Annotated in this window: 29 protein-coding genes and 1 tRNA gene; 11 read left to right on the top strand and 19 right to left on the bottom strand. The window is 64.2% G+C overall.

All coding sequences use genetic code 11. The features are described from left to right. Positions 1 to 10: 10 nt before the first annotated feature. The gene (locus ATJ78_RS11760; protein WP_098408052.1) at positions 11 to 1,045 is read right to left on the bottom strand and encodes a tRNA (adenine-N1)-methyltransferase; all 1,035 of its coding nucleotides are present in this window, start codon (positions 1,043 to 1,045) and stop codon (positions 11 to 13) included. Further along, on the bottom strand, positions 1,042 to 1,719 hold the full coding sequence (locus ATJ78_RS11755) for an HAD family hydrolase (protein WP_245836299.1): 678 nt from the start codon (positions 1,717 to 1,719) through the stop codon (positions 1,042 to 1,044). The genes ATJ78_RS11760 and ATJ78_RS11755 overlap by 4 nt, the downstream gene beginning before the upstream one ends. An 87-nt stretch (positions 1,720 to 1,806) precedes the next feature. On the opposite strand from ATJ78_RS11755, the gene ATJ78_RS11750 reads away from it, so the two are divergent. Then, entirely contained in the window at positions 1,807 to 2,892 is a 1,086-nt protein-coding gene (locus ATJ78_RS11750) for a PAC2 family protein (RefSeq protein WP_098409349.1), read from the top strand. Between the two features lie 7 nt (positions 2,893 to 2,899). Here ATJ78_RS11750 and mshC read toward each other — a convergent pair whose 3' ends face one another. The 3 genes from mshC to ATJ78_RS11735 are packed head-to-tail and all read right to left on the bottom strand — an operon-like array spanning position 2,900 to position 6,392. After that, the gene (gene mshC / locus ATJ78_RS11745; RefSeq protein ID WP_098408045.1) at positions 2,900 to 4,147 is read right to left on the bottom strand and encodes a cysteine--1-D-myo-inosityl 2-amino-2-deoxy-alpha-D-glucopyranoside ligase; all 1,248 of its coding nucleotides are present in this window, start codon (positions 4,145 to 4,147) and stop codon (positions 2,900 to 2,902) included. Positions 4,148 to 4,168: 21 nt separating this feature from the next. Further along, positions 4,169 to 5,023 (bottom strand): undecaprenyl-diphosphate phosphatase, encoded by an 855-nt coding sequence (locus tag ATJ78_RS11740; protein ID WP_098408037.1) that lies wholly within the window; start codon positions 5,021 to 5,023, stop codon positions 4,169 to 4,171. Between the two features lie 34 nt (positions 5,024 to 5,057). Then, the gene (locus ATJ78_RS11735; RefSeq protein WP_098408031.1) at positions 5,058 to 6,392 is read right to left on the bottom strand and encodes a M20/M25/M40 family metallo-hydrolase; all 1,335 of its coding nucleotides are present in this window, start codon (positions 6,390 to 6,392) and stop codon (positions 5,058 to 5,060) included. A gap of 111 nt (positions 6,393 to 6,503) precedes the next feature. Here ATJ78_RS11735 and ATJ78_RS11730 point away from each other — a divergent pair. Next, positions 6,504 to 6,590: transfer RNA gene (locus tag ATJ78_RS11730), tRNA-Leu, on the top strand. Positions 6,591 to 6,652: 62 nt separating this feature from the next. Here the strand turns inward: ATJ78_RS11730 and ATJ78_RS11725 are convergent. The 3 genes from ATJ78_RS11725 to ATJ78_RS11715 form a co-directional block, all read right to left on the bottom strand. After that, the gene (locus tag ATJ78_RS11725) at positions 6,653 to 7,303 is read right to left on the bottom strand and encodes a response regulator (RefSeq protein WP_098408029.1); all 651 of its coding nucleotides are present in this window, start codon (positions 7,301 to 7,303) and stop codon (positions 6,653 to 6,655) included. Beyond that, the gene (locus tag ATJ78_RS11720; RefSeq protein ID WP_098408026.1) at positions 7,300 to 8,550 is read right to left on the bottom strand and encodes a sensor histidine kinase; all 1,251 of its coding nucleotides are present in this window, start codon (positions 8,548 to 8,550) and stop codon (positions 7,300 to 7,302) included. The genes ATJ78_RS11725 and ATJ78_RS11720 overlap by 4 nt, the downstream gene beginning before the upstream one ends. A gap of 115 nt (positions 8,551 to 8,665) precedes the next feature. Beyond that, positions 8,666 to 10,483, bottom strand: a complete 1,818-nt coding sequence (locus ATJ78_RS11715) for a DEAD/DEAH box helicase (RefSeq protein ID WP_245836298.1) — start codon at positions 10,481 to 10,483, stop codon at positions 8,666 to 8,668. 108 nt (positions 10,484 to 10,591) lie between these two features. Here ATJ78_RS11715 and ATJ78_RS11710 point away from each other — a divergent pair, with 108 nt between their 5' ends. Beyond that, positions 10,592 to 11,419, top strand: a complete 828-nt coding sequence (locus tag ATJ78_RS11710; protein ID WP_245836297.1) for an SGNH/GDSL hydrolase family protein — start codon at positions 10,592 to 10,594, stop codon at positions 11,417 to 11,419. Positions 11,420 to 11,422: 3 nt separating this feature from the next. On the opposite strand, the gene ATJ78_RS11705 is transcribed toward ATJ78_RS11710, so the two are convergent. Further along, positions 11,423 to 12,229, bottom strand: a complete 807-nt coding sequence (locus ATJ78_RS11705; protein ID WP_098408023.1) for a TrmH family RNA methyltransferase — start codon at positions 12,227 to 12,229, stop codon at positions 11,423 to 11,425. A gap of 90 nt (positions 12,230 to 12,319) precedes the next feature. On the opposite strand from ATJ78_RS11705, the gene ATJ78_RS11700 reads away from it, so the two are divergent. Together ATJ78_RS11700 and ATJ78_RS11695 are read left to right on the top strand one after the other, a co-directional pair. After that, a complete protein-coding gene (locus tag ATJ78_RS11700) occupies positions 12,320 to 13,156 on the top strand; it encodes a Sir2 family NAD-dependent protein deacetylase (protein ID WP_098408020.1) in 837 nt (278 codons plus the stop codon). 29 nt (positions 13,157 to 13,185) lie between these two features. After that, positions 13,186 to 13,791: a histidine phosphatase family protein gene (locus tag ATJ78_RS11695; RefSeq protein ID WP_169923448.1), complete on the top strand. Its 606-nt coding sequence runs from the start codon at positions 13,186 to 13,188 to the stop codon at positions 13,789 to 13,791. On the opposite strand, the gene ATJ78_RS11690 is transcribed toward ATJ78_RS11695, so the two are convergent. Further along, on the bottom strand, positions 13,782 to 14,354 hold the full coding sequence (locus ATJ78_RS11690; RefSeq protein ID WP_143741415.1) for a hypothetical protein: 573 nt from the start codon (positions 14,352 to 14,354) through the stop codon (positions 13,782 to 13,784). The two genes, ATJ78_RS11695 and ATJ78_RS11690, sit on opposite strands and share 10 nt — an antisense overlap. Before the next feature lie 23 nt (positions 14,355 to 14,377). Further along, a complete protein-coding gene (locus tag ATJ78_RS11685; protein WP_098408006.1) occupies positions 14,378 to 15,274 on the bottom strand; it encodes an alpha/beta fold hydrolase in 897 nt (298 codons plus the stop codon). Positions 15,275 to 15,376: 102 nt separating this feature from the next. On the opposite strand from ATJ78_RS11685, the gene treS reads away from it, so the two are divergent. Together treS and ATJ78_RS11675 are read left to right on the top strand one after the other, a co-directional pair. Beyond that, the gene (gene treS / locus ATJ78_RS11680) at positions 15,377 to 17,101 is read left to right on the top strand and encodes a maltose alpha-D-glucosyltransferase (protein WP_098408002.1); all 1,725 of its coding nucleotides are present in this window, start codon (positions 15,377 to 15,379) and stop codon (positions 17,099 to 17,101) included. A 44-nt stretch (positions 17,102 to 17,145) separates the two neighbouring features. Then, a complete protein-coding gene (locus ATJ78_RS11675; protein WP_169923447.1) occupies positions 17,146 to 17,850 on the top strand; it encodes a 3'-5' exonuclease in 705 nt (234 codons plus the stop codon). A gap of 69 nt (positions 17,851 to 17,919) precedes the next feature. Here the strand turns inward: ATJ78_RS11675 and ATJ78_RS11670 are convergent, their stop codons facing one another. After that, positions 17,920 to 18,168, bottom strand: coding sequence for a type B 50S ribosomal protein L31 (locus tag ATJ78_RS11670; protein WP_098407993.1), 249 nt, complete (start codon positions 18,166 to 18,168; stop codon positions 17,920 to 17,922). A 112-nt stretch (positions 18,169 to 18,280) separates the two neighbouring features. Beyond that, entirely contained in the window at positions 18,281 to 19,063 is a 783-nt protein-coding gene (locus ATJ78_RS11665; RefSeq protein ID WP_098407989.1) for an ABC transporter ATP-binding protein, read from the bottom strand. 114 nt (positions 19,064 to 19,177) lie between these two features. Between ATJ78_RS11665 and serB the strand changes: the two genes are divergently transcribed. Beyond that, complete coding sequence (gene serB, locus ATJ78_RS11660; protein WP_098409346.1) at positions 19,178 to 19,840, top strand: phosphoserine phosphatase SerB; 663 nt, start codon at positions 19,178 to 19,180, stop codon at positions 19,838 to 19,840. Between the two features lie 13 nt (positions 19,841 to 19,853). On the opposite strand, the gene fabG is transcribed toward serB, so the two are convergent. Continuing rightward, positions 19,854 to 20,564 (bottom strand): 3-oxoacyl-ACP reductase FabG, encoded by a 711-nt coding sequence (fabG, locus tag ATJ78_RS11655; RefSeq protein ID WP_098407987.1) that lies wholly within the window; start codon positions 20,562 to 20,564, stop codon positions 19,854 to 19,856. A gap of 111 nt (positions 20,565 to 20,675) precedes the next feature. On the opposite strand from fabG, the gene ATJ78_RS11650 reads away from it, so the two are divergent. Genes ATJ78_RS11650 through ATJ78_RS11640 form a run of 3 tightly spaced genes read left to right on the top strand, consistent with a single transcriptional unit; the run spans position 20,676 to position 22,056 of the window. Then, the gene (locus ATJ78_RS11650) at positions 20,676 to 20,993 is read left to right on the top strand and encodes a DUF3099 domain-containing protein (protein WP_098407984.1); all 318 of its coding nucleotides are present in this window, start codon (positions 20,676 to 20,678) and stop codon (positions 20,991 to 20,993) included. Then, complete coding sequence (locus tag ATJ78_RS11645) at positions 20,990 to 21,214, top strand: hypothetical protein (RefSeq protein WP_098407981.1); 225 nt, start codon at positions 20,990 to 20,992, stop codon at positions 21,212 to 21,214. Before ATJ78_RS11650 ends, ATJ78_RS11645 begins: the two co-directional genes overlap by 4 nt. Then, positions 21,211 to 22,056 carry an SURF1 family cytochrome oxidase biogenesis protein gene (locus ATJ78_RS11640; protein ID WP_098407977.1) on the top strand — a complete coding sequence of 282 codons (846 nt, stop codon included), beginning with the start codon at positions 21,211 to 21,213 and terminating at the stop codon, positions 22,054 to 22,056. Before ATJ78_RS11645 ends, ATJ78_RS11640 begins: the two co-directional genes overlap by 4 nt. Before the next feature lie 2 nt (positions 22,057 to 22,058). Here the strand turns inward: ATJ78_RS11640 and ATJ78_RS11635 are convergent, their stop codons facing one another. The 5 genes from ATJ78_RS11635 to sufD form a co-directional block, all read right to left on the bottom strand. Further along, the gene (locus tag ATJ78_RS11635) at positions 22,059 to 23,657 is read right to left on the bottom strand and encodes an ABC-F family ATP-binding cassette domain-containing protein (protein ID WP_098407975.1); all 1,599 of its coding nucleotides are present in this window, start codon (positions 23,655 to 23,657) and stop codon (positions 22,059 to 22,061) included. A 100-nt stretch (positions 23,658 to 23,757) separates the two neighbouring features. After that, positions 23,758 to 24,087 (bottom strand): metal-sulfur cluster assembly factor, encoded by a 330-nt coding sequence (locus ATJ78_RS11630; protein WP_098407971.1) that lies wholly within the window; start codon positions 24,085 to 24,087, stop codon positions 23,758 to 23,760. 4 nt (positions 24,088 to 24,091) lie between these two features. Continuing rightward, on the bottom strand, positions 24,092 to 24,856 hold the full coding sequence (gene sufC / locus ATJ78_RS11625) for a Fe-S cluster assembly ATPase SufC (protein ID WP_098407967.1): 765 nt from the start codon (positions 24,854 to 24,856) through the stop codon (positions 24,092 to 24,094). 3 nt (positions 24,857 to 24,859) lie between these two features. Further along, positions 24,860 to 25,186: a non-heme iron oxygenase ferredoxin subunit gene (locus ATJ78_RS11620; protein ID WP_098407962.1), complete on the bottom strand. Its 327-nt coding sequence runs from the start codon at positions 25,184 to 25,186 to the stop codon at positions 24,860 to 24,862. Position 25,187: 1 nt separating this feature from the next. Continuing rightward, positions 25,188 to 26,396, bottom strand: a complete 1,209-nt coding sequence (sufD, locus tag ATJ78_RS11615) for a Fe-S cluster assembly protein SufD (RefSeq protein ID WP_098407956.1) — start codon at positions 26,394 to 26,396, stop codon at positions 25,188 to 25,190.

Raw genomic sequence — 26,396 nt, 5'->3', positions numbered from 1 at the left:
TTGTCAAAGTTTAGTGCGCGCCGTCGGGGTCGTCGGCCACGTCGGAGTCAGAATCGCCGAGCCCACGCGCTTTCGACGCCGCGGCGCCCGCCTCGGCGATGCGCGCGCGCTTGCGAAGAACTTTATCGCTCACCGAGCGTTCGCCCACGGCTCCCGGCGTCCAGATCTCGACGTCGTCTGCGCTGAAATCGCTCTTCGACGCGCGGCGCTTGAGCTCGGGCAGGACAGCACCAGGCGCGAGCCTGCGCGCGCTGATCAGAAACCCGGTGTGCCCGATCATGCGATGCTCGGGGCGCACCGCGAGACCCTCGACGTGCCAGCCGCGCACCATGGTCTCCGACGACTCGGGATTCGTGTAATTGCCGCTTTCGCGAATAGCCTCGGCCACGCGCGACAGCTGGGTGACGGTAGCCACGTAGCAGAGCAGCACTCCCCCGGGCACGAGGGCGTCCGAGACGACATCGAGGCACTCCCACGGCGCGAGCATGTCGAGAACGACACGGTCGACGCTCGCGTGCGGCGCGGCATCTGCGAGCTTCTCAGCGAGGTCGCCCACCGTGATGGTCCAGTTTTCGGGGTCGATGCCGAGGAACGTCGCGACGTTGCCTCGGGCGACGTCTGCGAACTCGTCACGCCGCTCGAAGGAGGTGAGCGTTCCCTCGGGCCCGATCGCGCGCAGCAGCCACAGCGACAGCGCCCCCGACCCGACACCTGCCTCGACGACGTTCGCACCCGGAAAGATGTCTGCTTGCGCGAGGATCTGTGCCGCGTCCTTGGGGTAGATGATGGCGGCGCCGCGTGGCATAGACATGGCGAAGTCGACGAGCAGGGGCCTCAGCGCGAGGTAATCGATGCCCGCCGAGTTCGTGATCACGGAACCGTCAGGGCGACCGACGATGTCGTCATGGTCGATCATTCCCTTATGCGTGTGGAATTGGCGTCCTGCCTCGAGCGTGATGGTGTTGCGTCTGCCCTTTGGGCCGGTCAGCTGCACGCGATCGCCGACGCGGAACGGGCCGCTGTTCAAAGGCTTTTCAGAGGTCATACGAGAGAATCCGATGTCGGAAAGGGGATCGAGAAGAGATCGTCGACGGTTCGAGAATCGAGAGTCGGCCACGTGGTGTACCCCACGCCGGCTTCAATCGACACCGCGTGCGGGATGGCGAGCGAGCGCGCACCGGAGGCGACAGCAGAAGCAAGCCCGTTGCGCGAGTCTTCAACGGCGATGCATTCGGCGATCGGCACGCCGAGGCGCTCGGCCGCCGTCAGGTACGCCTCAGGATGCGGTTTGGGCTGTGTTACCTCATCGCCCGTGACCATGAGCTCGAACGGGTTCGTCGGCAGATGACTCACGACCTGTTCGGCCATCGCGCGAACAGACATGGTGACGAGGGCCATTCTCACCCCGCGGCTGCTGAGCTCTGACAGCATCCGCTGTGCCCCCGGTCGAAAAGGGACGCCGTCTTTCGTGAGGCGTTCGCGCACCGCTCCGGTGAGGTGAGCGACGATGTCGTCTGGCACCATGTCGACGCCGTGATCACGCAGAATCTGCGCTGACTCCCACAATCCCGCACCGACGAGCGTCATGGAATCTTCGTAGGTCCAGGTGCGACCATACGATTCGACAAGGTCTGTCTCGGCCTGGATCCAGTACGGTTCGGTATCGACGACGGTTCCGTCCATGTCCCACAGAACGGCCGCCGGAGCAATGGCAGTCACGTGTCACCATGCTACCGGCTCGCGTGAGCGCCTATTCTGGGATGACCGCCGGATGGAAGGCGGCAACGGCGAAAGACATGGATGCGTGTGACTGACGGACGGGACATCTTGGGCGGGCGGCTGCTTGTCGTGGCATTCGAGGGCTGGAACGACGCGGGTGATGCCGCGACGGGTGCGGTTCGGATGCTGAAAGACCAACTCGAGCTCGAGCCTCTGTTCGATGTCGACCCCGAGCTGTACTTCGACTTTCAATTCAACCGTCCCGTCATCTCAGCGGATGCCGAGGGACGCAAACGTCTCACGTGGCCGAGCGCCACCCTCTACGGACCGACGAACCCCGCCGAGCCGCTGAGCGGGCTGGCTGACGACGCCGAAATGCGCATCAGCGCATCGAATAATGACAACATCTACCTGCTCGTGGGGACGGAGCCATCGCGAAGCTGGAAGGCGTTTTGCGCTGAGCTTCTCGACGCGGCTCTCACGCACGACATCTCGGCGATCATCTGCCTGGGCTCCATGCTCGCGGACGTTCCCCACACGCGCCCGATCAGCGTCTTCACGAGCAGCGAGAGTGCAGAGGTGCGCCAGGCTCTCGACGTTGAGCGCAGCAGCTACGAGGGACCCGTCGGTGTTCTCAGCGCTCTCTCGGACGCCGCAGAGATTCTCGACATTCCCACACTGTCGATCTGGGCCTCAGTCCCCCACTACGTTCAGCACTCTCCCTCGCCGAAGGCGATGCTCGCGCTCATCGACAAGCTTGAAGAGCTCGTCGACGTGGTGATTCCGCGCGGCGATCTGATGGAGCAGGCGGAAGAGTGGGAGCAGACGATCAACTCACTCGCCTCCGACGACGAGGAGATGGCCGCGTACATCAAGCAGCTCGAGGCTGCGCGTGACACCGTCGAGGCCCCCGAGGCCAGCGGCGAGGCGATCGCGCGTGAGTTCGAGCGCTATCTGCGCACGTCTGACGGGCGCCGCGGCCCCGTGGCCGGCAGCGATGATTCCAAGAAGGGGCCAGGGACAGTTGCCGGCGACGATGCGCGCCCCGGGGCCCGGCAGTCTGATAGCGACAGGACTGACAAACCTGAGAAGAGTCAGGGCGATTCACCGTCGGATGCTGGTGAGCAGGCCTCCCCGGACACCGACGACGAGAACGACCCGGAGAAGGACTGACGCGGCCTCAGGCGAGAGCGACGCCCACGAGCGCGAGCACCGCGGCTCTGAGTGCCGCAGCGTCGTCGACGCCGGTCCGGGCTGCGTCGTCGAGCACTGCAAGCGCGGCTGGCGTGTCGAGGTCGCGTCGAAGTGCCACGCGAACGTCGCGAAGCACAGAGGTTGCGTCGGCTCCGGACGGCGCGCTGGACGAGAATGCTCGGCTCCACGCCGCGACGCGCTGCTCGGCTTCGGAGAGCAAGCCGTCCGTCCACTCCCAGTCGCTGCGGTAGTGGTGGTCGAGAATCGCCAATCGGATGTACCGCGGGTCAATGCCCTGTGAGCGGAGGGCAGAGACGAGAACCAGATTGCCGAGCGACTTCGACATCTTCTCGCCCTGATACGCGACCATGCCGGTGTGGCTGAAGACGCGTGCGAGAGGTTCGCCCGAGAGCGCTGCCGCGTGGGCAGCGCTCAGTTCGTGGTGAGGAAAGATGAGGTCGCTGCCGCCCCCCTGCACCGTGAAATCAGTGCCAAGCTCGCGCAGAGCGATGACGGAGCATTCGATGTGCCAGCCGGGTCTTCCGTCGCCGAGCGGTGACGGCCAATGCGGCTCTCCGGCGCGTGCCGCGCGCCAGAGCAGCGGGTCGATGGGGTCCCTCTTGCCCGGTCTGTCGGGGTCTCCCCCGCGCTCGGCCGAGAGCGCGAGCATCGTTTCGCGGTCGTACCCACTCTCGCTGCCGAGCGTCCACACGCCGCGTGACTCGGTGGCGGCGATGTCGAAGTACACGTCGTCGCCCGCGTCTGACTCCGGCGTCGGCACCCGGTACGCTGTTCCATCCTTCAGCATCCGCTCGACCGCCTCGCCGATCGGTGCGATGACCTCGGTGACCGCCACGAAGTCGTCGGGCGGGATGACTCCGAGGCTCTCCATGTCGGCGCGGAACAGATCAACCTGCTCGTCGGCAAGATCGCGCCACGAGACATTCGTCTCACGAGCGCGGTCGAGAAGAGGATCGTCGATGTCCGTGACGTTCTGGGCATAGTGCACGGTGAGCCCGGCATCGCGCCAGACGCGCTGGAGCGTGTCGTATGCGACATAGGTCGCGGCGTGTCCGATGTGCGTCGCGTCGTATGGCGTGATGCCGCAGACATAAAGCCGCGCGGAGCCACCGGTCTTGGCTTCGACGAGCGACGCTGTCGCCGTGTCGTAGAGGCAGGGTGGCGTTGATTCGCCGGGGACGACTGGGATCTCAGGGCGCGGCCACGACTGCATGACCCCAGCCTACTGCGCCGATCAGGGCGTCATGACACCCGTGACGAGCATGACCATGAGCGCACCGCCTAACAGAATCCGGTAGATCACGAACGGCAGGAAGCTGTGTTTCGAGATCCATTTCATGAAGAAGGCGATGACGACGATGGCGACGACGAACGCGACAACCGTGGCCACGAGCGTTTCCAAGGGCCCGAAGATGTCGGGTGTGCAGCCGGTCATTCCCGGTTCGCACGGCGACGCGATGCCCTTCGCCATCTGATAGAAGCCGCTTCCGAGAACGGCCGGGATCGCGAGAAGGAAAGCGTAGCGCGCTGCGGCCTCTCGCGAGTACCCCAGAAAAAGACCCGCCGTGATGGTGCCGCCCGAGCGTGAGACGCCGGGGATGAGCGCCATGGCCTGCGCGAAACCGTAGATCACGCCGTGCCCGTACGTGAGGTCGCCAAGCTTACGACGTTTGGCCCCGACCCAGTCGGCGATGCCGAGAAGGATGCCGAAGACGATGAGTGTCGTCGCGGTGAACCAGAGAGAGCGCAGTACGGTCTCGATCGCGTCTTGGAAGAGCAGGCCGAGCACAACGATCGGCACGCTGCCGATGATGATGAGCCAGCCCATGCGCGCGTCAGGGTCGTTTCGCGGGATCTTGCCGCCGAGCGCGCGGAACCATGCCGTGACGATGCGCACGATGTCGCGCCAGAAGAAGATGATGACGGCGGCCTCGGTGCCGATCTGCGTGATCGCCGTGAACTGTGCGCCTGGATCCTCTCCTGTGCCGAGGAACTCGCCGACGATGCGGAGGTGAGCGCTCGACGAAATGGGAAGAAACTCGGTGAGTCCCTGGACGATGCCAAGTATGATCGCGTTGATGAGGTCCACGTTGTGAATATCCGCCTGGAGTGAGGTTCTGTCGTCAGTATCTGCCGAGCAGATCCGTGAGAACCTGCCTGCCAAAGACTAATGCGTCAAGCGGAACTCTCTCATCGACTCCGTGGAACATTCCTGGGAAGTCCATTTCTGCCGGCAGACGAAGCGGTGCAAAACCGTAGCCGGCAATGCCGAGCTTGGACAGCGCCTTGTTGTCGGTACCCGCTGGCATGAGGTACGGCAGTACGGGAGCGCCAGGGTCGAAGCGGTGCAGGGAGTCTTTCACCGCGTCGATGAGCGATCCGGAGAACGGATTCTCGAGGCCGACATCGCGATGATTGACCTCCACCTCGATGTCCGGGCCCACGAGGTCCTGGATCTGCGCGATGACCTCGGACTCTTCGCCCGGCATGGCTCTGATGTCGAGACGCGCCTCGGCGGTGTCGGGGATCACATTGCTCTTATAGCCCGCGTCGAGCATTGTCGGGTTCGTCGTTGTGCGCAACGAGGCCTGCAAGAACCCGGCCGCCGTTCCCGTGGCGAGGAGCAGATCGTTGGGCGCGGTCTGCGTGACGTCAGTGTCCAGAATGCGTGCGATTTCGCGAAGAAGCTGCTCGGTCGTGTCGGTCAGCCGGACAGGCCACTCCTGCGTGCCGACGGCGGCAACGGCGTGAGCGAGTTTGGTGATGGCGTTGTCGTACATGACGCGCGAGCCGTGCGATGCCGTTCCGCGTGCGCGCAGCGTGAGCCAGACCAGGCACTTCTCCCCCGTCTGCAGCAGGTACGCCCGCCGACCACTGACGTCGATCGAATATCCTCCCACCTCGCTGATTGCTTCGGTCGCGCCCTCGAACAGCTCGGGGTGATTGTCGACGAGATGGTGCGAGCCGAGCACACCGCCGTTCTCTTCGTCGGCGAAGAATGCGACGATGAGGTCCCTCTCCGGTTGTCCGACCGCCAAGATGTCTTTGAGGCTCGTGAGGATCATGGCGTCCATGTCCTTCATATCGACGGCTCCGCGTCCCCACAGCATCCCGTCTCTGATGACGCCCTCGAAGGGATCGACGCTCCAGGTGCGCGGATCGGCGGGAACCACATCGAGGTGACCGTGGACGACGAGAGCCGGCTTGCTCGGGTCCCTGCCCTCGACGCGCGTGACGAGGCTCGTGCGTCGCGGTTCAGAGACGAAAAGCCTCGACGTCAGACCGAGGTCGGCGAGGTACGCCTCCACGTATTCCGCGGCTTCGGTCTCGCCTTTCGCCTTGCCGTTGCCGAAATTTGTCGTGTCGATGCGAATGAGATCGCGAGTGATCTGTGCGGTTTCGTCGAGATCGGCGCTCTCACCGGGAGGGACGGAGCTGCCGTCGATCGTCGTACTCATGCTCCAACGGTACCGCCCGCGAATCCAGCGCGTCTGTCGTGTCAAAACCACCTCGAAATTCGTGCTAGAGTCTTACCTCGGCGACGGAGAGATCCGAAGCTGACATATCTCGCGCGGGTGGCGGAATTGGTAGACGCGCTAGCTTGAGGTGCTAGTGCCCACATATCGGGCGTGGGGGTTCAAGTCCCCCCTCGCGCACGTGAGAGAAAGAGCCGGATCGAAAGATCCGGCTCTTTTGTTTTCAGCAGCTGTCGTCGGCCTCACACCAGCCCGGAACGGTGAGCGAGAATCACAGCGCCGATCCGGTCGCGCAGCTCGAGTTTCGCGAGCAAGCGGCCCACGTGGGTCTTCACCGTTGACTCGGCGAGGTAGAGACGTGCGGCGATCTCGGTGTTGGTAAGCCCCTCCCCGACGAGCACGAGCACATCGCGTTCGCGCTCCGAGAGTGAGGCGAGTTCATCGGATGCTGTCGCGCCCTGTTCGGGAAGGGAACCGCCGTACAGCTCCAGCATGCGCTTCGTGACGCGGGGTGAGACGGCAGCGTCTCCGGCATGCACAGCCCGCACCGCGGCGATGAGCTGGTCGGCCGGAGCATCCTTCACTAGAAACCCGCTCGCCCCGGCATTGAGCCCACTGAAGGCGTACTCGTCGAGGTCGAACGTCGTGAGCACGATGACTCGGGTCTCGGGGTGGTCGGCGACGATGCGACGTGTCGCCTCGATTCCGTCGACGCCCGGCATCCGCACGTCCATAAGCACGACATCTGGGTTGAGCTCCCCGGCACGCGCAACGCCTGACTCCCCATCTGCAGCCTCGCCGACGACACTGAAATCGGGAACATCCCCGAGCACCATGGCCAAGCCGAGGCGCATCAGATCCTGATCGTCGACGAGCAGAATGCGAATGGTCATGCGTCTTCGCCCTCCCCAGACGGAATCCTGAAGCTCACCTGCCACCCGTCATCGATCGGGCCAGCGGAGGCTTCTCCCCCGAAGATAGCGGCTCGCTGCTGCATCCCGGTGATTCCACGACCCGAGCCGTGGACCGAGTCGCCGGAATGTGCCGCGCCGTCGTCGGTCACCGTGACGACGGCACCAGATGTGAAGTCCAGATCCACGGTGACTGCCGAGGGTGCCTTAGCGTGTTTGAGAACGTTCGTCAATGACTCCTGCACCGCGCGAAAAACAGCGAGCTGCACGCCGGGTGAAGGCGGTACCGTTCCCCTCTGCGTCACAGTGACGGGCATGCCCGCCCGACGGTAATCGTCGACAAGAGTTGGAATCTGCTCGATCGTCGGCTGCGGCTCTCGCGACGCCTCATCGTCGCCGAATGCGCTGAACATCCGACGTGTGTCGGCGAGCGAGCGCCGTCCCGTGTCTGCAATGTGCTGGGCGGCTCGCCGTACATCCGCATATTCGGTGCTGCCGTCGAGCCGTGACCCGGCGCCGTCTGCCAGCCGCACCATGACCGTCAGCCCGTGGGCGATCACGTCGTGCATCTCGCGTGCGATGTGTTCGCGCTCGTCTGCAACGGCCAGCTGCGCACGCTGATCCTGCTCACGTTCCACGGCGTCGGCGTGGGCAATCAGCGCCGAGAGGTACAGGCGACGCTCCCGAACGCTGATGCTTAGCGCAAGGATCGCAAAGTAAATGGCAATCACGAAGAGCGCGTTGCCGACTCCTACAATCGGTACGGTGATGCCGTAGACGAGGATCACGATCGCTAAGGCGGCGAAGGCCAGCTGCGCGACACGATTCGCTTTCGCGGTCTGATCGGGTTGATGTGCGGCAAGCGAGTAGGTGGCGACCGCCAGGGCGACGCCACCGGCCCAGCCGTACAGAAGCGTGAAGAGGCCAATAACGGCGACGACGGTGAAGACGATCACGGGATACTTTCGTCGCAGCAGCAAGGCCGCGCTCGCCATGATCGCCGTTGCATACCGAACGATGACGACCCAGAGCGCCCACGTGCCGTCGGCATGTGCGCCGGGCACACCGGGCCGCGCCACGACATCCTGCACGATCGCCAGAAGCCAGACCGCGAGAAGGATGCCGACAACGAGCGCGTCGACAGTGCGGGGTCTGGCCGCGATGAGGCGTCCCAGTCGACCTGGAGGGCGGGGCTGGACTCGCGGCGGCGAGAGAGTCGATGCGGTCACGAATGCCTCACTTTCACGTTTAGCACTGAGGCTACGTCGGCGATCATCCTGCCGTCATCCGCCCGTGGTACCGAGCTGACGATGCCGTGGGACCACAGGGACGTGCCGCCTTGCCCTAGCGGGAACTGCCGAGCTTGCGCCGCAGAAACTCGATGCGGGCCTGCAGCTGCGTCACGCTCGCCTGCGGCACCGCGGGGCCGCCGCAGACACGACGGAGTTCTGCATGGACGAGCCCGTGCGGTTGGCTCGTGTTCTTCGCGTAGAGCCCGACGAGGCTGTTCAGCAGGCTGCGCTGCTCTTTGAGTGTTCGGTACAGGGGCTTGCTCTCCTGCTGCTCGGGCGCGGCCGCCTTCTCACGAGCCTCGATGCGCTTCGCCTGCCTGCGATGCCGCTGAGTCAGAAGCTCGTGCACCTGTTCCGGCTCGAGAAGGCCCGGAAGCCCGATGAAGTCGAGTTCTTCCTCTGTCTCGGGCTGGGCGTAGCTGCCGAACTCCCTGCCGTCGAAAACGACGCGGTCGAACTGCGCGTCGGACGAGATCGCTTCGAAGCTGAACTCGTCCATGAGGCTGTCCGACGCCTTGTCTGACCGATTGGCGTCGGCCACCATGGCGTCTTCGGGATTCCAGAGGTCGCCCTCGCCCGCGCCGGAGTCCTGCCGGTCGAGAGCATGGTCGCGTTCTCGTTCGAGCTCGTTGGCAAGGGCCATGAGCTGAGGCACGTGCGGCAGAAACACGGATGCTGTCTCGCCACGACGCCGCGAACGCACGAACCGGCCGATGGCCTGAGCAAAGAACAGCGGCGTCGACGAGCTTGTCGCGTAGACGCCGACGGACAGGCGGGGAACGTCGACACCCTCTGACACCATGCGAACGGCGACAAGCCACCGGGATTCGCTCGATGCGAACTGTTCGATGCGATCGCTCGCCTCTTTCTCGTCGGAGAGCACCACGGTGGGCTGCTCACCCGTGATCGCGTGGAGAATCGCGGCGTAGGCACGCGCGGCATAGTGATCGGTGGCGATCACGAGCCCGCCAGCATCCGGTATCGCATTTCGCACTTCTGAGAGACGACGATCCGCTGCCGCGAGAACCTGCGGAATCCACTCCCCCTCCGGGTCGAGAGCGGTACGCCACGCCTGCGACGTGATGTCTTTCGTGTTGTCTTCGCCGAGCCGCGCCTCCATCTCGTCGCCCGTGCTCGTGCGCCAGCGCATGTGTCCGGCGTAGATCATGAAGATGACAGGACGCACGACGCCGTCGGTCAGGGCCCGGCCGTACCCGTAGCTGTAGTCCGTTTGCGAGGTGCGGATGCCGTGCCGGTCGGGAAGGTACGTGACGAACGGGATTGGTGCCGTGTCGGAGCGGAACGGGGTTCCCGTCAATAGCAGTCGTCTGGTCGCGCCCTCGAAGGCCTCCCTGATCGCGTCGCCCCAGCTGAGCGCGTCACCGCCGTGGTGGACCTCATCGAGAATCACGAGCGTTCGTGCCGAGACGGTGATGTCGCGGTGCAGCGAAGCGCGAACGGCGACTTGCGCGTACGTGACGACGACGCCGTGATAGTGCCCTGCGTAGCGGCCCTGCTTGTTGGTGAACGTGGGGTCGAGGCGAATTCCAGCGCGATGCGCGGCTTCGGCCCACTGCTTCTTGAGGTGCTCGGTTGGGGCGACGACCGTGACACGGTCGACGGTGCGGCTTGCCAGCAGCTCGGCGGCGAGACGCAGCGCGAATGTGGTCTTGCCGGCCCCGGGTGTGGCCGCGGCGAGAAAGTCGCGAGGCTCGTGCTCGAAGTAGGCGTCCATCGCCTCTTGCTGCCATGCGCGGAGCTTGCCGACGGTTCCCCACGCCGCCCGCTCCGGGAACGTCGGCGAGAGGTGCTCTGCCGCCGATGTGCCAATGCGGGGGGTGGGATGCTGCAGGGAATCCGGGCTACTCACGACCTAGGTACTGTACCCGACGGAGGTGACAGTCCTCGGGCACGACCCGCACCGGACGATGCGACGCGATACGGTGAGAACAGCTCGACTTCGTGGAAGGTGTTCTCGGTGACAGACAACGCTCAACAGCCGGCCGCGGGCGCGGCGGACCCCTCACAACAGCATCCCTGGTCGCGGTATGTGGCGATCGGGGATTCGTTCACCGAGGGAATCGGTGACCCGGAGCCGACGCTTCCAGGCGGACACCGCGGATGGGCCGATCGTGTCGCCGAGGTGCTCAGCCAGGGCTCACACGATTTCGCCTATGCGAATCTCGCGGTGCGGGGCAAGCTCATTCAGCAGATCGTCGATGACCAGATCGAGCCGGCGCTCGACCTGCACCCGGACCTGATCACGATCTCCGCGGGCGGAAACGACGTGATCCGACCGGGAAGCGACCCAGACGCGATCGCCCAGCTCTTCGATTCGGCCGTCGAGAGACTGCGGAGCGATGGTGCGACGGTTGTCGTATTCACGGGAGTCGATGTCGGCTTCTCCCCTGTCTTTCGCGGGATCCGGGGAAAGGTGGCGATCTACAACGAGAACATTCGCGCGATCGCCGACAGCCACGACTGCATCGTCGCCGACCAGTGGGCGCTCAAGAGCGTGCAAGATGTCCGCATGTTCGCGCCGGACAGACTGCACATGAATGCGCTCGGGCACCATGAGGTCGCTCGCATGGTGCTGCGCGCGCTCAATGTCGAGAACGAGCTGAAGCCGATGGAGCCGGAGCCTCTGCCCGCTCGCTCGTGGCGTCAAGCCCGGCGCGAAGACCTCGTCTGGGCGCGGGAATACCTTGTTCCGTGGGTGCTGCGGCGCATTCGTCATCAGTCCTCGGGCGACCATGTGACACCCAAGCGGCCGACGGCTGCACCGTTCCGCGTTCCCGGCTCCTGAGTATCAGCGAACGCGCAGCTCCCACAAGGCGACGGCGCTCGCCGAAGCGACGTTGAGCGAATCGACACCGTGCATCATCGGAATGACGATGGTGGAGTCGGCGCTGTGCAGCGCGCGAGGGCTCAGCCCGTCTCCCTCGGCTCCGAGGCAGAGAGCCAACTTGTCTGGCGTCGCGCGCGAAAACTCGTTGAGTGCGATCGCGCGGTCATCAAGGGCGAGGGCCGCTACGTGAAATCCGGCGAGCTTGACATCGTCGATCGACGTCGACCATTGCGGCATGCGCGTCCAGGGCACCTGCAGCACGCAGCCCATGCTGACCCTGACGCTTCGGCGGTACAGCGGATCGGCGCAGCGCGGCCCGACAAGCACCGCATCTGCGCCGATTCCCGCGACCGCCCGGAAGATCGCACCGACGTTCGTGTGATCGACGATGTCTTCGAGAATGACGATGCGACGCGCCCCGGCGATCGTGTCGGCGACCGACGCGAGTTCTGGGCGGTGCATCGACGCCAGGGCGCCCCTGTGCATGTGAAACCCCGTCAGCTGCTCAAGTACCTCGGGTGTTCCGACGTACACGGGAACGTCGGGGAACGCGGCGAGATCGGACTCGATATCGGCGAGCCACCGTTCCTGAAGCAAGACGGATCGCGGCTTGTGCCCAGCGGCGAGTGCGCGGCGGATGACCTTGGGCGACTCAGCGAGATACAGACCCCCTTGCGGTTCGAGCACTCGACGCAGAGCGACGTCGGTGAGCTGGGAATAGTCGCGCAGCGCAGGATCGTTGAGGTCGGTGATGGGCGTGATGTGCACGTGAGTCCTTTCGAGAGCCGCTGTCCGACGTCGCAGAGCCGATCCCAGCCGCGTCTACTATCGTCGCAGGTGCACGCGTGAGGAGGGACGATGACGATTGCCGCTGAGCCGCAGGGGTCACAGCTCGATGGGGCCGCTGCCGTGCTCGAGGGCAGACGGATCGCGTTTCTGACTGGCGCCGGCGTGAGCACCGACTCGGGCATCCCTGACTATCGCGGTGATGGCGCCCCGCGGCGAACGCCCATGACGATCGACGAATTCCTCCGAGATGAGCTGGCTCGCAAGCGTTACTGGGCAGGCAGCCATCGCGGGTGGAAGATGTTCGACGCGGCGCAGCCGAACGATGGCCACCGTGCCATCGCTCGGTTCGAGACCGCAGGCGTGTCGTCTGGCGTCGTCACGCAGAACGTCGACTCGCTCCATGGCCGCGCGGGGAGCGCGCGGCACGTTGAACTGCACGGCACGCTGCACCGCGTGGTATGCCTGAACTGCGGGCAGGTCTACAAACGATTCGACCTCGCGCGCCGCCTTGACGAGCTGAACCCGTGGCTTGAAGAACCGGATGCTGTCGTCATCAACCCAGACGGAGACGCGGACGTCGCCGACCCGAGTCAATTCGTCATTCCCCGCTGCGACCTGTGCGGCGGCGTTCTGAAGCCGGAGGTCGTGTTCTTCGGTGAAGTCGTTCCGCTAACGACATTTCGCCTCGCGGCCGGTCTTGTGGCGCAGGCGGATGCTCTCGTCGTCGCCGGATCGTCGCTCGTCGTGAATTCGGGCATCCGCATCGTCGAGCTCGCGCGCCGACGTGAACTTCCCATCGTCATCATCAACCGAGGGGCGACGAAGGGCGACACACGTGCCACCGTTAGGCTGGATGCCGGCACAACCACGACTCTCGCGGCTCTCGCCTCCCGTCTGATCCCCTGACGATCAGCGCCGCCGCAGAAAGGGCACGCGTGACCCAGATCACTTTCGTCCGGCACGGTCAGACCGATTGGAACCTTCAGCGCCGCATCCAGGGCCTCACCGACATTCCGCTCAATGACACGGGGCGCGCTCAGGCGCGCCGCACGGGCGAGCAACTCGCGCTCGACTCATGGGATGCCATCGTGTCGAGTCCGTTGAGCCGTGCTCGAGAGACTGCGGAGATCATCGCACGCCACGTGGGACTGCCGTCGCCCGATCTCATTGACGGGCTGCAGGAGCGTGCTCACGGCGACATGGAGGGCATGTCCTTCGAAGAGCGTCAGGCGGCGTTTCCCGGCGATACGGTGGTTCCCGGCCTCGAGTCTCGTGACGCCGTGATCGATCGGGTGCTGGCCGCACTCGGCGGCCTGGAGCGCACGCACCCGTTTGAGCGCATCATCGCCGTGACGCACGGCGGCGTCATCGGCTCGCTCGTGCGCCACGCGACGCAGGGTGGCCAGCCGGCTGCCGGACAAGTCATCGCCAACGGCTCGCACCATGACTTCTCGTGGTCGGGAGGGTCGCTCGCGCTTCTCACGCTTCGCGCAGCCGAGACAGATAAAGATCTGCCGCCGTCGAAGATTCCTCAGCGCTGATCGTCGCTTCTCGCCCGCGCGCGCCGTTCTCTGTGCACGTCGTAGAACAATTGCATGAGCTGATCGGCCTGGTCTGACCAATCGGCTCCTGCCGGGCTCAGAACGTCGTGCGGGTCGAGCCTGACGATCGGCTGGCCGGGCCTCGTCGCCGTGACGGCGTCCCGCTGCCCTGCGCCCGCGATCGCGACGACAGCATCGGCACCGCGCTGTAGCACGCGGTGAAACACAGGACGCAGCGGTCGCAGCATCCTCCCGCCGAGGCCGGCATAGGGGTCGCTGTGAACGGGCGCGGCAGATCCGACGACGAGACCGTACCGTCGACGCAGAGTTCCCCACACCGGCACGGGAGAGAAGACGAGATCGACCCCCGCGTCGTTGAGGCCGAGAGGCGTGAACACGTCGCGCGGGTCGTCGGCGGCGCGCAGCAGCTGCCAGGGAAGGGCGGGCAGAACCTGCAGCTGCCGGTGGTCGCTGATGAGCATGGTGAGGGGGTGGATGCTGCCGAGGGCCCTCGTCAAGCCGCGGGAGGCTGTGCTGACAGCATCGTCCTCGCGGGCTGACACGAAACGGCAGTCGACGACGAGCCTCACGAGACTCCCCCTCTCACGAACTCCTGAATGTACCGGGCCGCGTCGGCGGGCGCCTCGTAGTGGATGAGATGTCCAACGTTCGGGATCACGCGAAGCGTGGCGTCGGGGAGCATCCGAGCCAAGCTCTCCTGTGCGGCGATCGGGGTCAGATCGTCTCGGTCAGACGCGATGAGCAACACGGGCTGCTCGATGCGCGCGGCAAACTCGCTCACGTCATGGCTGACCGATGCGCGAAAGGCCTCGAGAACCACGTCGCGGTCGGCGAAGGCGCTGAAGTAGGCATCGTGCTGCGCGTGGATCCATCGGCGCAGGTTTGCGTCGCGAGTCTTGGCCATCGTCTCGCTCATGACGCGGACGATCAGCGGGTTCCGCAGGAGCGCGAACCCCAGTGGCGCCGGAAGGAGGGCGCCGGCTCGATAGTAGGCGACGGCAAGGCGGGTGAGGATGCCGCGGGGCCCCGCGAGTGCTGGAGCGGCAATGGGGTTGATGAGAACGACGCGCGTTGCGGGCAGTCCTGTGGCGACCGCGGCCGAAACAATGATGGAGCCGAACGAGTGCCCGACGATGACGCCGGTTTCGTCGATCCCGAGCGTTTTCGTGAAGGCGATGAGCCAGCGCGCATAACCGGCGATGTCGTGCGTCTGCGCCTCAAAGCGCGACGACTCGCCGAAGCCCGGGAGGTCGGGGGCGATGATCCGCGTGTCAGGCAGGTGCGCGACAACGGGCTCGAGCCCGTGGTGGTCGCCGCGGAAACCATGCACGAAGACCAGAGTCAGCTCAGCATCCGGGGTGCCGTATTCCCAGTAACGCGTGCGAGTTCCCTGCACGTCGACGACCGCGTCCCGTACGGGAATGCGTGTGAGTTTCTCTGCATACGGTGAGGTCTTCGGCATCAGTGTTCCAGTTTAGGGTGATCCTGCTCAGATTCCCCGCCGAGTGGCTCTAGAATCGGGGGGACATCGTGACCGCGCCATCGCCTGAGAGGGTCCCCCTACGTGACGTTCACAGCCCCGATCCAGCTCCCCGGACTTGCCCGAGATCCCCTGTGGCATCGCAGGGCGGTCTTCTACGAGGTGATGGTCCGCTCGTTCGTTGACAGCAACGGCGATGGGACGGGAGACCTGGCCGGCCTCATCTCGAAGCTCGACTACCTGCAGTGGCTGGGAATCGACGCTCTGTGGATTCCGCCGATCTTCGCGTCGCCCTTGAGGGACGGCGGGTACGACGTCGCAGACTACCGTTCGGTCCTCCCCGAGTTCGGAACGATCGATGAGTTCTCTGAGCTCGTGACGAAGGCGCACGAGCGCAATATGCGAATCATCATCGATCTGCCGCTCAACCACACATCCGACCAGCACGAATGGTTCCAGCAGTCCCGGGTGGACCCCGACGGCCCATACGGTGACTTCTATGTCTGGAGTGACACAGACGAGAAGTGGCCGGACATCCGCATCGTCTTCACCGACACCGAAGACTCGAACTGGGCATTCGACGCCGAGCGGCGGCAGTTCTTCTTCCACCGATTCTTCTCGCACCAGCCCGACCTGAACTACGCGAACCCCGCGGTGCATGAGGCGATGTACGACATCGTGCGCTTCTGGCTCGATCTCGGCGTCGACGGCTTCCGGCTCGATGCGATCCCCTATCTGTTTGAGTCAGACGAGGGGAACGGCGAAGGCGAACCGGAGACGCACGAGTTCATTCAGCGTCTCCGGGCCATCGTCGATGCAGAATATCCGGGGCGGATCATGCTGGCCGAAGCCAACCAGTGGCCCCGTGAGGTCGCCGCGTTCTTCGGCACAGACGACGAGCCCGAGTGTCACATGGCGTTCGACTTTCCGGTCATGCCACGGATCTTCTATGCGCTGCGGTCGCAGCAGTCCGAGGAGCTCGTGCGTGTGCTCTCCGAGTCCACAGACATTCCGGATTGGGCCGGCTGGGGCGTCTTCCTGCGCAATCACGACGAGCTGACCCTTGAAATGGTGAGCGAGGAGTATCGCCAGGCGATGTACGGGTGGTATGCGTATGACCCGCGTATGCGTGCGAACGTCGGAATTCGCCGACGTCTCGCGCCGCTCCTCGACAATTCGCGCGCTGAGCTCGAGCTCACCCACGCGCTGCTGTTCGCGCTCCCCGGGAGCCCGTTTCTGTATTACGGCGACGAGATCGGAATGGGCGATAACATCTGGCTGCCCGACCGTGACTCGTCGCGGACGCCGATGCAGTGGACTCCCGACAGGAACGCCGGATTCTCGAGCGCCGATCCGGGCAAGCTGTACCTCCCGGTCGTGCGCTCCCTCGTGTACAACTACACGCTGGTGAACGTCGAATCGCAGCTCGCCCAGTCGGGCTCGTTGCTGCACTGGATCCGAAATGTGATTCACGTGCGAAAGAGCCACCCGGCATTCGGACTCGGCGGCATGCACGTTGCTGCATCAAGCCACGATTCAGTTCTGGCGTTCGTACGTGACTACCCAGGAGGATCGGCGCCGAGCGGGGACTGGCCCGAGACTGTTCTCTGCGTCTTCAGCTTCGCCCACAACGCAGTGTCGACGACACTCGAGCTGCCGGAGCTCGCCGGCTGCGAGCTCCGGGATCTCTTCGGCGGCGCTCCCTTCCCCAAGGTCGGCGACGACGGCACCGTGACTCTGACCATCGGAACACAGAGCTTCTACTGGCTGCAGGTTATGCCCGCGCAGGGCGCCGGTACCGGTCGCTGACGGGGCATGGGTCGAGCGTCAGTCGTGGATCGTAGGGTGTGAACGTGTCTAACAACGAAGGTCATTGGTCAGAATCGGTCGGCGTGTTCGATCTCGAGACGACGGGAATCGACGTCTCGACCAGCCGTATCGTCAGCGCGAACGTGAGCTTGCTCGACCATGGCGGCAACATCGTTTCCCGAACCGACTGGCTTGCCGACCCTGGAGTCCCAATCCCCGAGCAGGCATCCCGGATCCACGGCATCACGACCGAGCACGCGCGGGCCATGGGACGTCCTGCTGCGGCTGTTGTCGAAGAGATCGTCACGGCTCTTCGTGAGATCCTCGCCATGGGCGCTCCGATTGTGATTTACAACGCGCCCTACGATCTGAGTCTCCTGCGCCATGAGGCGCTCAGGCACGGCATCGAGCCGCTCGCCGATCCCCGGCCGGTCATCGACCCACTCGTCATCGACAAAGCCGTTGACCGCTATCGTAAGGGCAAGCGCACGCTCGATGTCGTTGCCGCGCACTACGGTGTGGAACTTCTCGCGGCCCACGACGCATCAAGCGATGCGATTGCTGCAGGACGCGTCGCGCAGGCTCTCGCGCGCACGTTTCCCCAGGCCCTGTCTCTCGATGCCGCCGAGCTGCACGAGATGCAGGTCGGCTGGTGCGTCGCCCAGGCGCAGAGCTTTCAGACGTACATGCGCACGAAGAAGGGCCGTGTCGACTTCGTCGCGTCAGGAGAGTGGCCGATTCGCGTTTAGCGCGAGTCAGGAACATGCAGAAGGGCGCGTCCTCCGAATGGAGGACGCGCCCTTCTGTACGTGTGCGGCTTACTTGCCGAAGTTCTTGAAGCGCTGGTTGAACTTCTCGACGCGGCCGGCCGAGTCGAGGATGCGCTGCTTACCCGTGTAGAACGGGTGTGACTCCGACGAGATCTCGACGTCGATGACCGGGTACGTCTCGCCATCGAGCTCGATGGTCTTGTCGCTCGACACCGTGGAGCGCGTGAGGAACGTCGCCCCCGACGCGAGGTCACGGAATACGACCGGTGCGTACTCGGGGTGAATGGCAGTCTTCATAAGAAATCCTTCGTCGTACAGAGATCAGGTGCTCGTCTGCCGCGTGAGAAACGCAGACAGAGAAGTTCGCAGGCTTGCGCCGACTAGTTACTTTACCAGATTCGGTGCCGGTTCATCGCGCACGCGCCGCGTAGCGCCCCTCGTGCTGGGTCAGTTCGATGGGCATATCAAATGTCTCACTCAACGTCTTCGAGGTGAGCGACTGCTCCAGAGGACCTGCGGAGACAATACGACCATCGCGCAGCAGGAGCGCGTGGGTGATGCCCGTCGGAATCTCTTCGACGTGATGAGTGACCATGACGATCGCCGGTGCGTCGGCCGCCTGGGCGTACCCGCTGAGGAGCACGAGCAGCTCTTCGCGAGCGCCGAGGTCGAGGCTCGCGGCCGGCTCATCCAAGAGCAGCATCTCAGGGTCGGTCATGACTCCACGGGCGATCTGCGTGCGCTTCTGCTCACCGTCGCTCAGCGTGCCGAACCGTCGGTCCGCGAGATGATCCAGGCGCCACTCGGCGAGTACTCGGCGCGCGCGCTTCTCGTCAAGATCTTCGTAGGCCTCGTTCCACCTGCCCGTGACCGAGTAGGCAGCGGTCATCACGACGTTGATCACCGTTTCGTCGAACGGAATACGTTTTGCCATCGCGCTCGAGGCAAAGCCGATTCGCGGACGCAACTCGAAGACGTCGACGTGTCCAAGCGTCTCGTTGAGTATGGAAACTTGACCGCGAGTCGGGTACATGAGCGTTGACGCAAGCTGCAGCAGCGTTGTCTTCCCTGCCCCGTTCGGACCGAGGATGACCCAGCGCTCAGAGTCGTCAACGCGCCAATCGATACCGTCGAGAATGGCTGTGCCGTTGCGAACGACCGTGACACCGGTGAAATCGAGAACCGTCGACATACTCCAAGCCTAACGGTCGCAGATCGATGCATCAGGCGCTCCGCGCGAGCCTCATCGTCTCGTGCCATGATCGAGATGCGCACTCTCATCCTGTCGAAAGGGAAACCCGTACGTATGCCGCCGACATTCGCTACCGACTCTGCCCGCTTCCTTGTTGTGCTGGATGCTGATTCGACACTCATCCAAGACGAGGCGATCGAGCTTCTTGCCGACGAAGCAGGCTCTGCCGAGCAGGTGGCTGAGGTCACCGAGCGCGCGATGCGCGGCGAACTCGACTTCGCCGCGAGCCTCAGAGAGCGAGTTGCAACGCTTCGGGGGGTTCCCGCGGCTGTCTATGCTCGCGTCGCCGCGCGCATCCGCCCGACCACAGGGGTGGAGGAGCTCATCGCGGGAATTCACGCAGCAGGAGGCCGCATCGGCGTCGTCTCCGGCGGATTCCACGAGCTGCTGGACCCCGTTGCCGAACGTCTCGGGGTTGACGTGTGGCGGGCGAATCGGCTCGAGGTCGCCGACGGTACTCTGACGGGTCGCGTCGACGGAGACATCGTCGACGCCGAAGCCAAGGCATCGGCTTTGCGGGAATGGGCCGCCGCCTCGGGAATCGAACTCAGACGCACAATCGCCGTCGGTGATGGGGCCAATGATCTGAGGATGATGGCGATCGCGGGTCTCAGCGTCGCCTTCAATGCAAAGCCCGCCGTTCGCGCTGCGGCGGACGTCGCCATTCATCGCAACGATCTCAGCGACGTGTTGCCTCTGCTCGGACTCCGAGGGTGACGAAAGCGCCTACTCAGTGCCCCATGCCGAGTCCGCCGTCAACGGGAATCACTGCTCCCGAGATGTAGGCGGCATCGTCGCCGGCGAGCCACGTCACGACACGGGCGACCTCGCTCACCTCCGCGAAGCGTCCTGCCGGGATGCGCTTCTTGTATTCGGCTTGCGTGTCTTCGGGAAGCGATGCCGTCATGTCCGTCTGGATGAAACCAGGGGCGACCACGTTTGCTGTGATGCCGCGAGCTCCCAGCTCTCGGGTGATGGAACGAGCCATGCCGACGAGGCCGGCCTTCGATGACGCGTAGTTGATCTGACCGGCAGAACCGAGCAGTCCGACAACGCTTGAGATCAAGACGATCCGCCCGTAGCGCGCTTTCAGCATGCCCTTCGACGCGCGCTTGACCACGCGAAACGTCCCGCCGAGGTTCGTGTCGACGACGGCATCGAAATCGTCATCGCTCATGCGCATCATCAGTGTGTCTCGTGTGATTCCCGCATTGGCGACGACCACTTCAACCGCTCCGAGCTTCTCTTCGACCTCCGAGTACGCCGCGTCGATGCTCGCCGTGTCGGTGACGTCCGCGCGAACGGTGAGTGTGCCTTCCGGTCCCTCGCCTGAGCGGGCCGTCACCGCGACGCGGTGGCCCTCGGCAACGAATTGCTCTGCGATCGCGTATCCGATGCCTCTGTTGCCTCCGGTGACGAGAACAGTGCGCGGTGTTGTCATGGGTTTCCTCTCCGAGAGTCTGGGCACGGTGCCGGTGAGAAACTCGAGAGAGCTTCTGGGGGCGGTTTCAGTATCAGCTTACGAGCATACAAAAGTCGTAGTCTTGAGGTGATGAAGAAGGCATCGATCACCACTCTCGGGATGACTCCCGAGCAGGAGCGACACCGCCGAGTCATCAAGTACTCGGTGGCGATGGGCGTCCGCATGGTCTGTATCGTGTTGATGCTCTTCTCACACGGGTGGTGGCTTCTCGTGTTCGCTATCGGTGCCATCGTTCTGCCCTATGTCGCGGTCGTCATCGCGAACACCCCTGTGCGCACCCATACTGAGCTCGAACGACCAGACGGCGTCGTCGTCATCCCACAGAACCGGAACGACTCCCCTCACGAGCCCCGGTCATCCGACGACCACAAGCGTGAGGCGTCATGATCGGGATCGGGGCAGAGCCCGGGGCACACGAATGTTCGCGAGCCGGATGCCGCCTGACGGCGCAGTGGCGAATCGGGTGGCGCAATCCGCGCATTCACTCGGCCGACCGTGAGAAGGTATGGCTCGCGTGCGACGACCATGTCGAATATTTGCGGGGGTTTCTCGAGGCGCGCAGTTTTCCCGTCGCCGTCACCTCGTTCTCTGAAGGCGGCGACCAGTGAGCCGCTCGTGGTCCTTCGCCTTCAGCTGGCGATGGGTCGGGTATCTCGCTGTCGCGATCGTCTTCGCCATCGTGTGCGGGTTCCTGTCGAACTGGCAGGTGAACCGGCTCCACGAGAAGGAGCACGTTCAGGCGCTCGTCGACAGTAACTGGAGCGCAGACCCCGTTCCCCTTGATCAGGTTGTCGCCGACCCCGCGGACTTCGACGATTCTCACGAGTATCAGCCCGTGACAATGACGGGCGAGTACCTCATCGACGAGCAGGTTCTTGTGAGAAACCGTCCGCGCTCGGGACGTCCAGGATTCGAGGTCATCACTCCACTGAAGCTGGAGTCAGGGCTCATCTTCATGGTCGATCGCGGCTGGGTTCCTACGGGAAATGAGCAGGACCGCCCCGACAGCATCCCCGCTCCCCCAGATGGCCAGGTGACCGTCACCGCCCGTGTGAAGCCCGGTGAGCCGGAGCTCCCGGGGCGCTCCGCGAGCGGCGACCAGATCGCGACTATTCACCTGCCCGACCTCGCGTCGAGAGTCTCGTCCGACAGCTACACTGCAGCGTACGGGCTGCTTGTCTCTGAGAATCCGGCGCCGCAGGAGAGCCGCCCGCTTCCCGCATTCCAGCCTGAGATCAATCAGGGCATGCACTTGTCGTACGCGATTCAGTGGGTGATCTTCGCTCTGCTCGCCTTCGCGTTTCTCGCGTACGCCGTGAGGCAGGAGTATCGGCAGCGCAATGCCGACGATCCGCGTGTGCGCGAGCGCGCAGAAGAACGGGAGCGCAAGCGCCGCCAGAAGCGAACGGATGCTGACGTCGAAGACGAGATCCTCGACGCTGTTCGCTGACGCTACGCGAGCGAGATCAGCTCGGCGTAATCCTTCGTCCACAAGTCCTCAACGCCGTCGGGCATGATCAGCACCCGCTCCGGATTGAGAGCTTCAACGGCGCCCTCATCGTGACTGACGAGGATCACGGAGCCTTCGTAGTGCGCGAGAGCATCGAGGATCTCGCCGCGGCTCGCGGGGTCGAGGTTGTTTGTCGGTTCATCGAGCAGAAGCACATTCGCCCCAGAGACCACGATCATCGCGAGGGCGAGTCGCGTCTTCTCGCCGCCAGACAGAACGCCAGCGGGCTTCAGCACGTCGTCGCCCGTGAACAGGAACGACCCGAGCACACGACGTGCCTCCGTCTCTGTGAGGTTGGGGGAAGACGACATCATGTTCTGAAGCACGCTCTGACCGACGTCGATCGTCTCGTGCTCCTGCGCGTAGTAGCCGATTCGCAGTCCGTGACCTGCTTCGATCACCCCTGTGTCCGGGGCGTCCACTCCTGCAAGAATGCGCAGCATGGTGGTCTTTCCCGCGCCGTTCAAGCCGAGAATGACCACGCGCGAGCCGCGATCGATCGCGAGATCGACGGCGCTGAAGACCTCGAGTGAGCCGTAGCTCTTGCTCAGGCTCTTGCCCATGAGCGGTGTTCTGCCGCACGGTACAGGAGTCGGAAAACGCAGCTTTGCCACGCGGTCTGCCTGACGCACGTCCTCGAGACCGGAGAGGAGCTTTTCTGCGCGTGCCACCATCTGATGCGCGGCAGCGGCTTTCGTCGCCTTTGCGCCGAACTTCGCAGCCTGCTGCTGCAGAGCAGACGCCTTCTTCTCTGCGTTCGCACGCTCCTTCTTGCGACGCTCCTGGTCGGCTTCTCGCTGACGCTGGTAGTTCTTCCAGTTCATGTTGTAGATGTCGATGGTCGTGCGATTCGCGTCAAGATAGAACACGCGGTTGACCGTCTCCCCCACAAGCTCGACATCGTGGCTGATCACGATGAAGCCACCGTTGTAGTTCTGCAGGAAATCGCGCAGCCACACGATCGAATCTGCATCGAGGTGGTTGGTGGGCTCGTCGAGTATCATCGTTCCGGCATCCGAGAACAAGATGCGAGCCAGCTCGATGCGGCGGCGCTGACCGCCTGAGAGAGTCTTCAACTGCTGATCGAGAATGCGATCGGGCAGGTTCAGATTGCTCGCGATGGATGCTGCCTCCGCCTCGGCAGCATATCCGCCATGAACGTTGAACTGCTCTTCGAGACGCGAGTACTTTTTCATCGCCGCGGTGCTCGTCGCCTCGTCGGTGCTCGCCATCTGCTCGGTCGCGGCGTGCATTCCGTGCACGAGGTCCCCGATTCCGCGGGCGTTCAGTATGCGTGTGCGCGCGGTCTCCTCCGGATCGCCGGAACGCGGGTCCTGCGGAAGGTATCCAAGCTCGCCCGAACGCTCGACCGTTCCCTCGTCTGCAAGCCGGTCGCCGGCGAGAACCTTCGTGAGTGTCGTCTTGCCCGCGCCGTTGCGTCCGACGAGGCCGATCTTGTCACCGGGCTGCACGCGAAAGCTGACGTTCTGCATCAGTACGCGCGCGCCGACGCGGATCTCGAGGTCGCTGACGTTCAGCACTGGCGATTCCGTTCTCCCGGCTGAGGCCGGGCAGGTGTTGCGGTGGACAGCGTCATGGCTCGGCTCCTGTGGGGAGCCGAGCCATGACGGAATTCGGTGATCAGATCGCGAAGCCGAGGGCGCGCATCATGTCACGACCATCGTCGGTGATGCGCTCGGGCCCCCATGGCGGCATCCACACCCAATTGATGCGAAAGGAGTCGACCACTCCCTCAAGCGATTCGGCGGTCTGCTGCTCCAGAACATCTGTGAGTGGGCAGCCAGCGCTGGTCAGCGTCATATGGATGATGAGCGAATCTGTCTCGTCATCCCAACTGAGGTCATAAATGAGCCCGAGGTCAACGACGTTTACGCCGAGCTCAGGGTCCATGACATCCTTCAGGGCCTCTTCGACCGCGTCGAACTTCTCAGGGCTGAGCGTTGTAACCATACTGTTATGATACGGCGGTTTCCGTCAGGAAGCGATCGTAGCCTTCTTCCTCAAGGCGGTCGGCCAACTCGGGGCCTCCCTCTTCAGCGACGCGACCGTTCACGAACACGTGAACGAAGTCGGGCTTGATGTAGCGCAGGATCCGCGTGTAGTGCGTGATGAGCAGAACGCCGAGGCCGGTGTTCTCCTTCGCGCGGTTCACACCCTCGGACACGATCCGCAGCGCGTCGACGTCGAGGCCGGAGTCTGTCTCGTCAAGCACAGCGAATGTCGGCTTGAGAAGCTCGAGCTGGAGGATCTCGTTGCGCTTCTTCTCGCCGCCCGAGAATCCCTCGTTCACGTTTCTGGCTGCGAAGCTCGGATCCATGCGGAGGTTCTCCATGGACGTCTTAACGTCTTTCATCCAGCCGCGGATTCCGGGAGCCTCGCCATCGATCGCCGTCTTTGCCGTGCGAAGGAAGTTGGTGACGGTGACGCCGGGGATTTCGACAGGGTACTGCATCGCCAGGAAGAGGCCTGCGCGTGCGCGCTCGTCGACGGACATCTCGAGAACGTCTTCACCGTCGAGCGTGATGCTTCCCGAGTCGACCGTGTACTTCGGGTGACCGGCGATCGTGTAAGCGAGCGTCGACTTTCCCGAGCCGTTAGGGCCCATGATGGCGTGGGTCTCGCCCGTGTTGATGGTGAGGTCGACGCCCTTGAGGATGGGCTTGTTTCCCTGATCGGTTTCGACGCTGACGTGCAGGTCACGAATCTCGATGACAGACATGGACTAAATCTCTTTCGTTACGGTCGGGTCAATGAAGATGGAGCCGTCGACGATGTCGACGGAGTACACGGGCACGGGCTCGTATGCCGGGAGGGAGAGCGGCTTGCCCGTGGTGAGTGAGAACTGAGATCCGTGGGCCCAGCACTCGAGCGCGCCGTCTTCGACGAAGCCCTCAGACAGCGAGATGTCGCCGTGGGTGCAGGTGTCGCCGATCGCGTGCACAGCACCGGAGGAGTCGAGCACGACGGCGATGGGGACGCCGTCGAGCACGCATCGCTTCGCCTCGTCGACGGTGAGATCGCTCAATTCGCAAGCTTTGACAGATGCCACGTCAGCGCGACACTTCCACGAGCTTGGTCGAGGCGAGCTCCTCTTCCACAGCGTTCTCGAGGCTTTCCTGCAGATCGGGGTCGCCGATCTGCTGGATGATCTCCGTGAGGAATCCGCGTACGACCAGGCGTCGAGCTTCTTCTTCTGGAATGCCTCGCGCCTCGAGGTAGAAGAGCTGCTCGTCGTCGAATCGGCCGGTCGCGCTCGCGTGTCCGGCACCGGCGATGTCGCCGGTTTCGATCTCCAGGTTGGGAACGGAGTCGGCGCGCGTGCCGTCGGTGAGCACGAGGTTGCGGTTCTGCTCGTAGCTGTCGGTGCCGGTCGCGTCCGGTCCGATCAGAACGTCGCCGATCCACACGGTGTGGGCGCCCTCCCCCTGCAGTGCGCCCTTGTAGGTGACGCGGCTGCGGGAGTACGGAGCCTCATGGTGCACGTAGACCTGATGTTCGAGGTGCTGGCCCGCGTCGGCGAAGTAGAGCCCGAGAGACTCGACGTCGGAGCCCTGCTCCGCGAGGTGCAGCGACGGGTTGACCCGCACGAGGCTGCCGCCGAGCGTCACGAGCACGTGCTTGAGTGTGGCGTCGCGGTTGACGCGCGCGAAGTGCGAACCCAGGTGCAGCGCGGCGTCGTCCCACCACTGCACGCTGACGACGGTGAGCCGGGCGCCCTCCCCGACAACGATCTCGACGTTCTCAGCGAGGAGCGCATCGCCGCTGTTCTTGAGGATCAGCAGCGCCTGGCTGTTCGGCTCGGCGGTGATGACCGTGTGCGCCGCGCGCGCTCCGGTTCCCAGCGCCGAACGCTCAACCGTCACGGTCTTCGCCTCTTCACCGGAGATCGTGATCGCGTACGCCTTCTCGGTCTGCGACCACGCATTGGCCGAAGGGCGGTCCTCCGGGAGTGCCGCACTGCCGACGCGCGCGTCGTCCATGTCGACCCACTCAGCGGAGACTCCGTCGGAGTCGCTGACCGAGATCGTGTAGGGAGCGCCGTCGAGCTCGCCGTCGCTGAGCGCGGTGAGACGCTCGACCGGCGTGTACCGCCACTCGGCCTCGCGGCCGGTCAGAGTCTCGAAATCGGCAACGTTCGTCGAGCGGAAGCGCTCGGACCGGGTTTGAATGGGAACGAGCCCCCAGCCGCCATCGGAATGCTCGGTAAATCCGTGCTGCGCAGGCTTGTCGTGTGAAGCCGTGGTGTCTGTGACAGTCAT

The sequence above is a fragment of the Paramicrobacterium agarici genome (assembly GCF_002563955.1).
Taxonomy (GTDB): domain Bacteria; phylum Actinomycetota; class Actinomycetes; order Actinomycetales; family Microbacteriaceae; genus Paramicrobacterium; species Paramicrobacterium agarici.
This window is presented reverse-complemented; position numbering and strand designations above follow the sequence as displayed.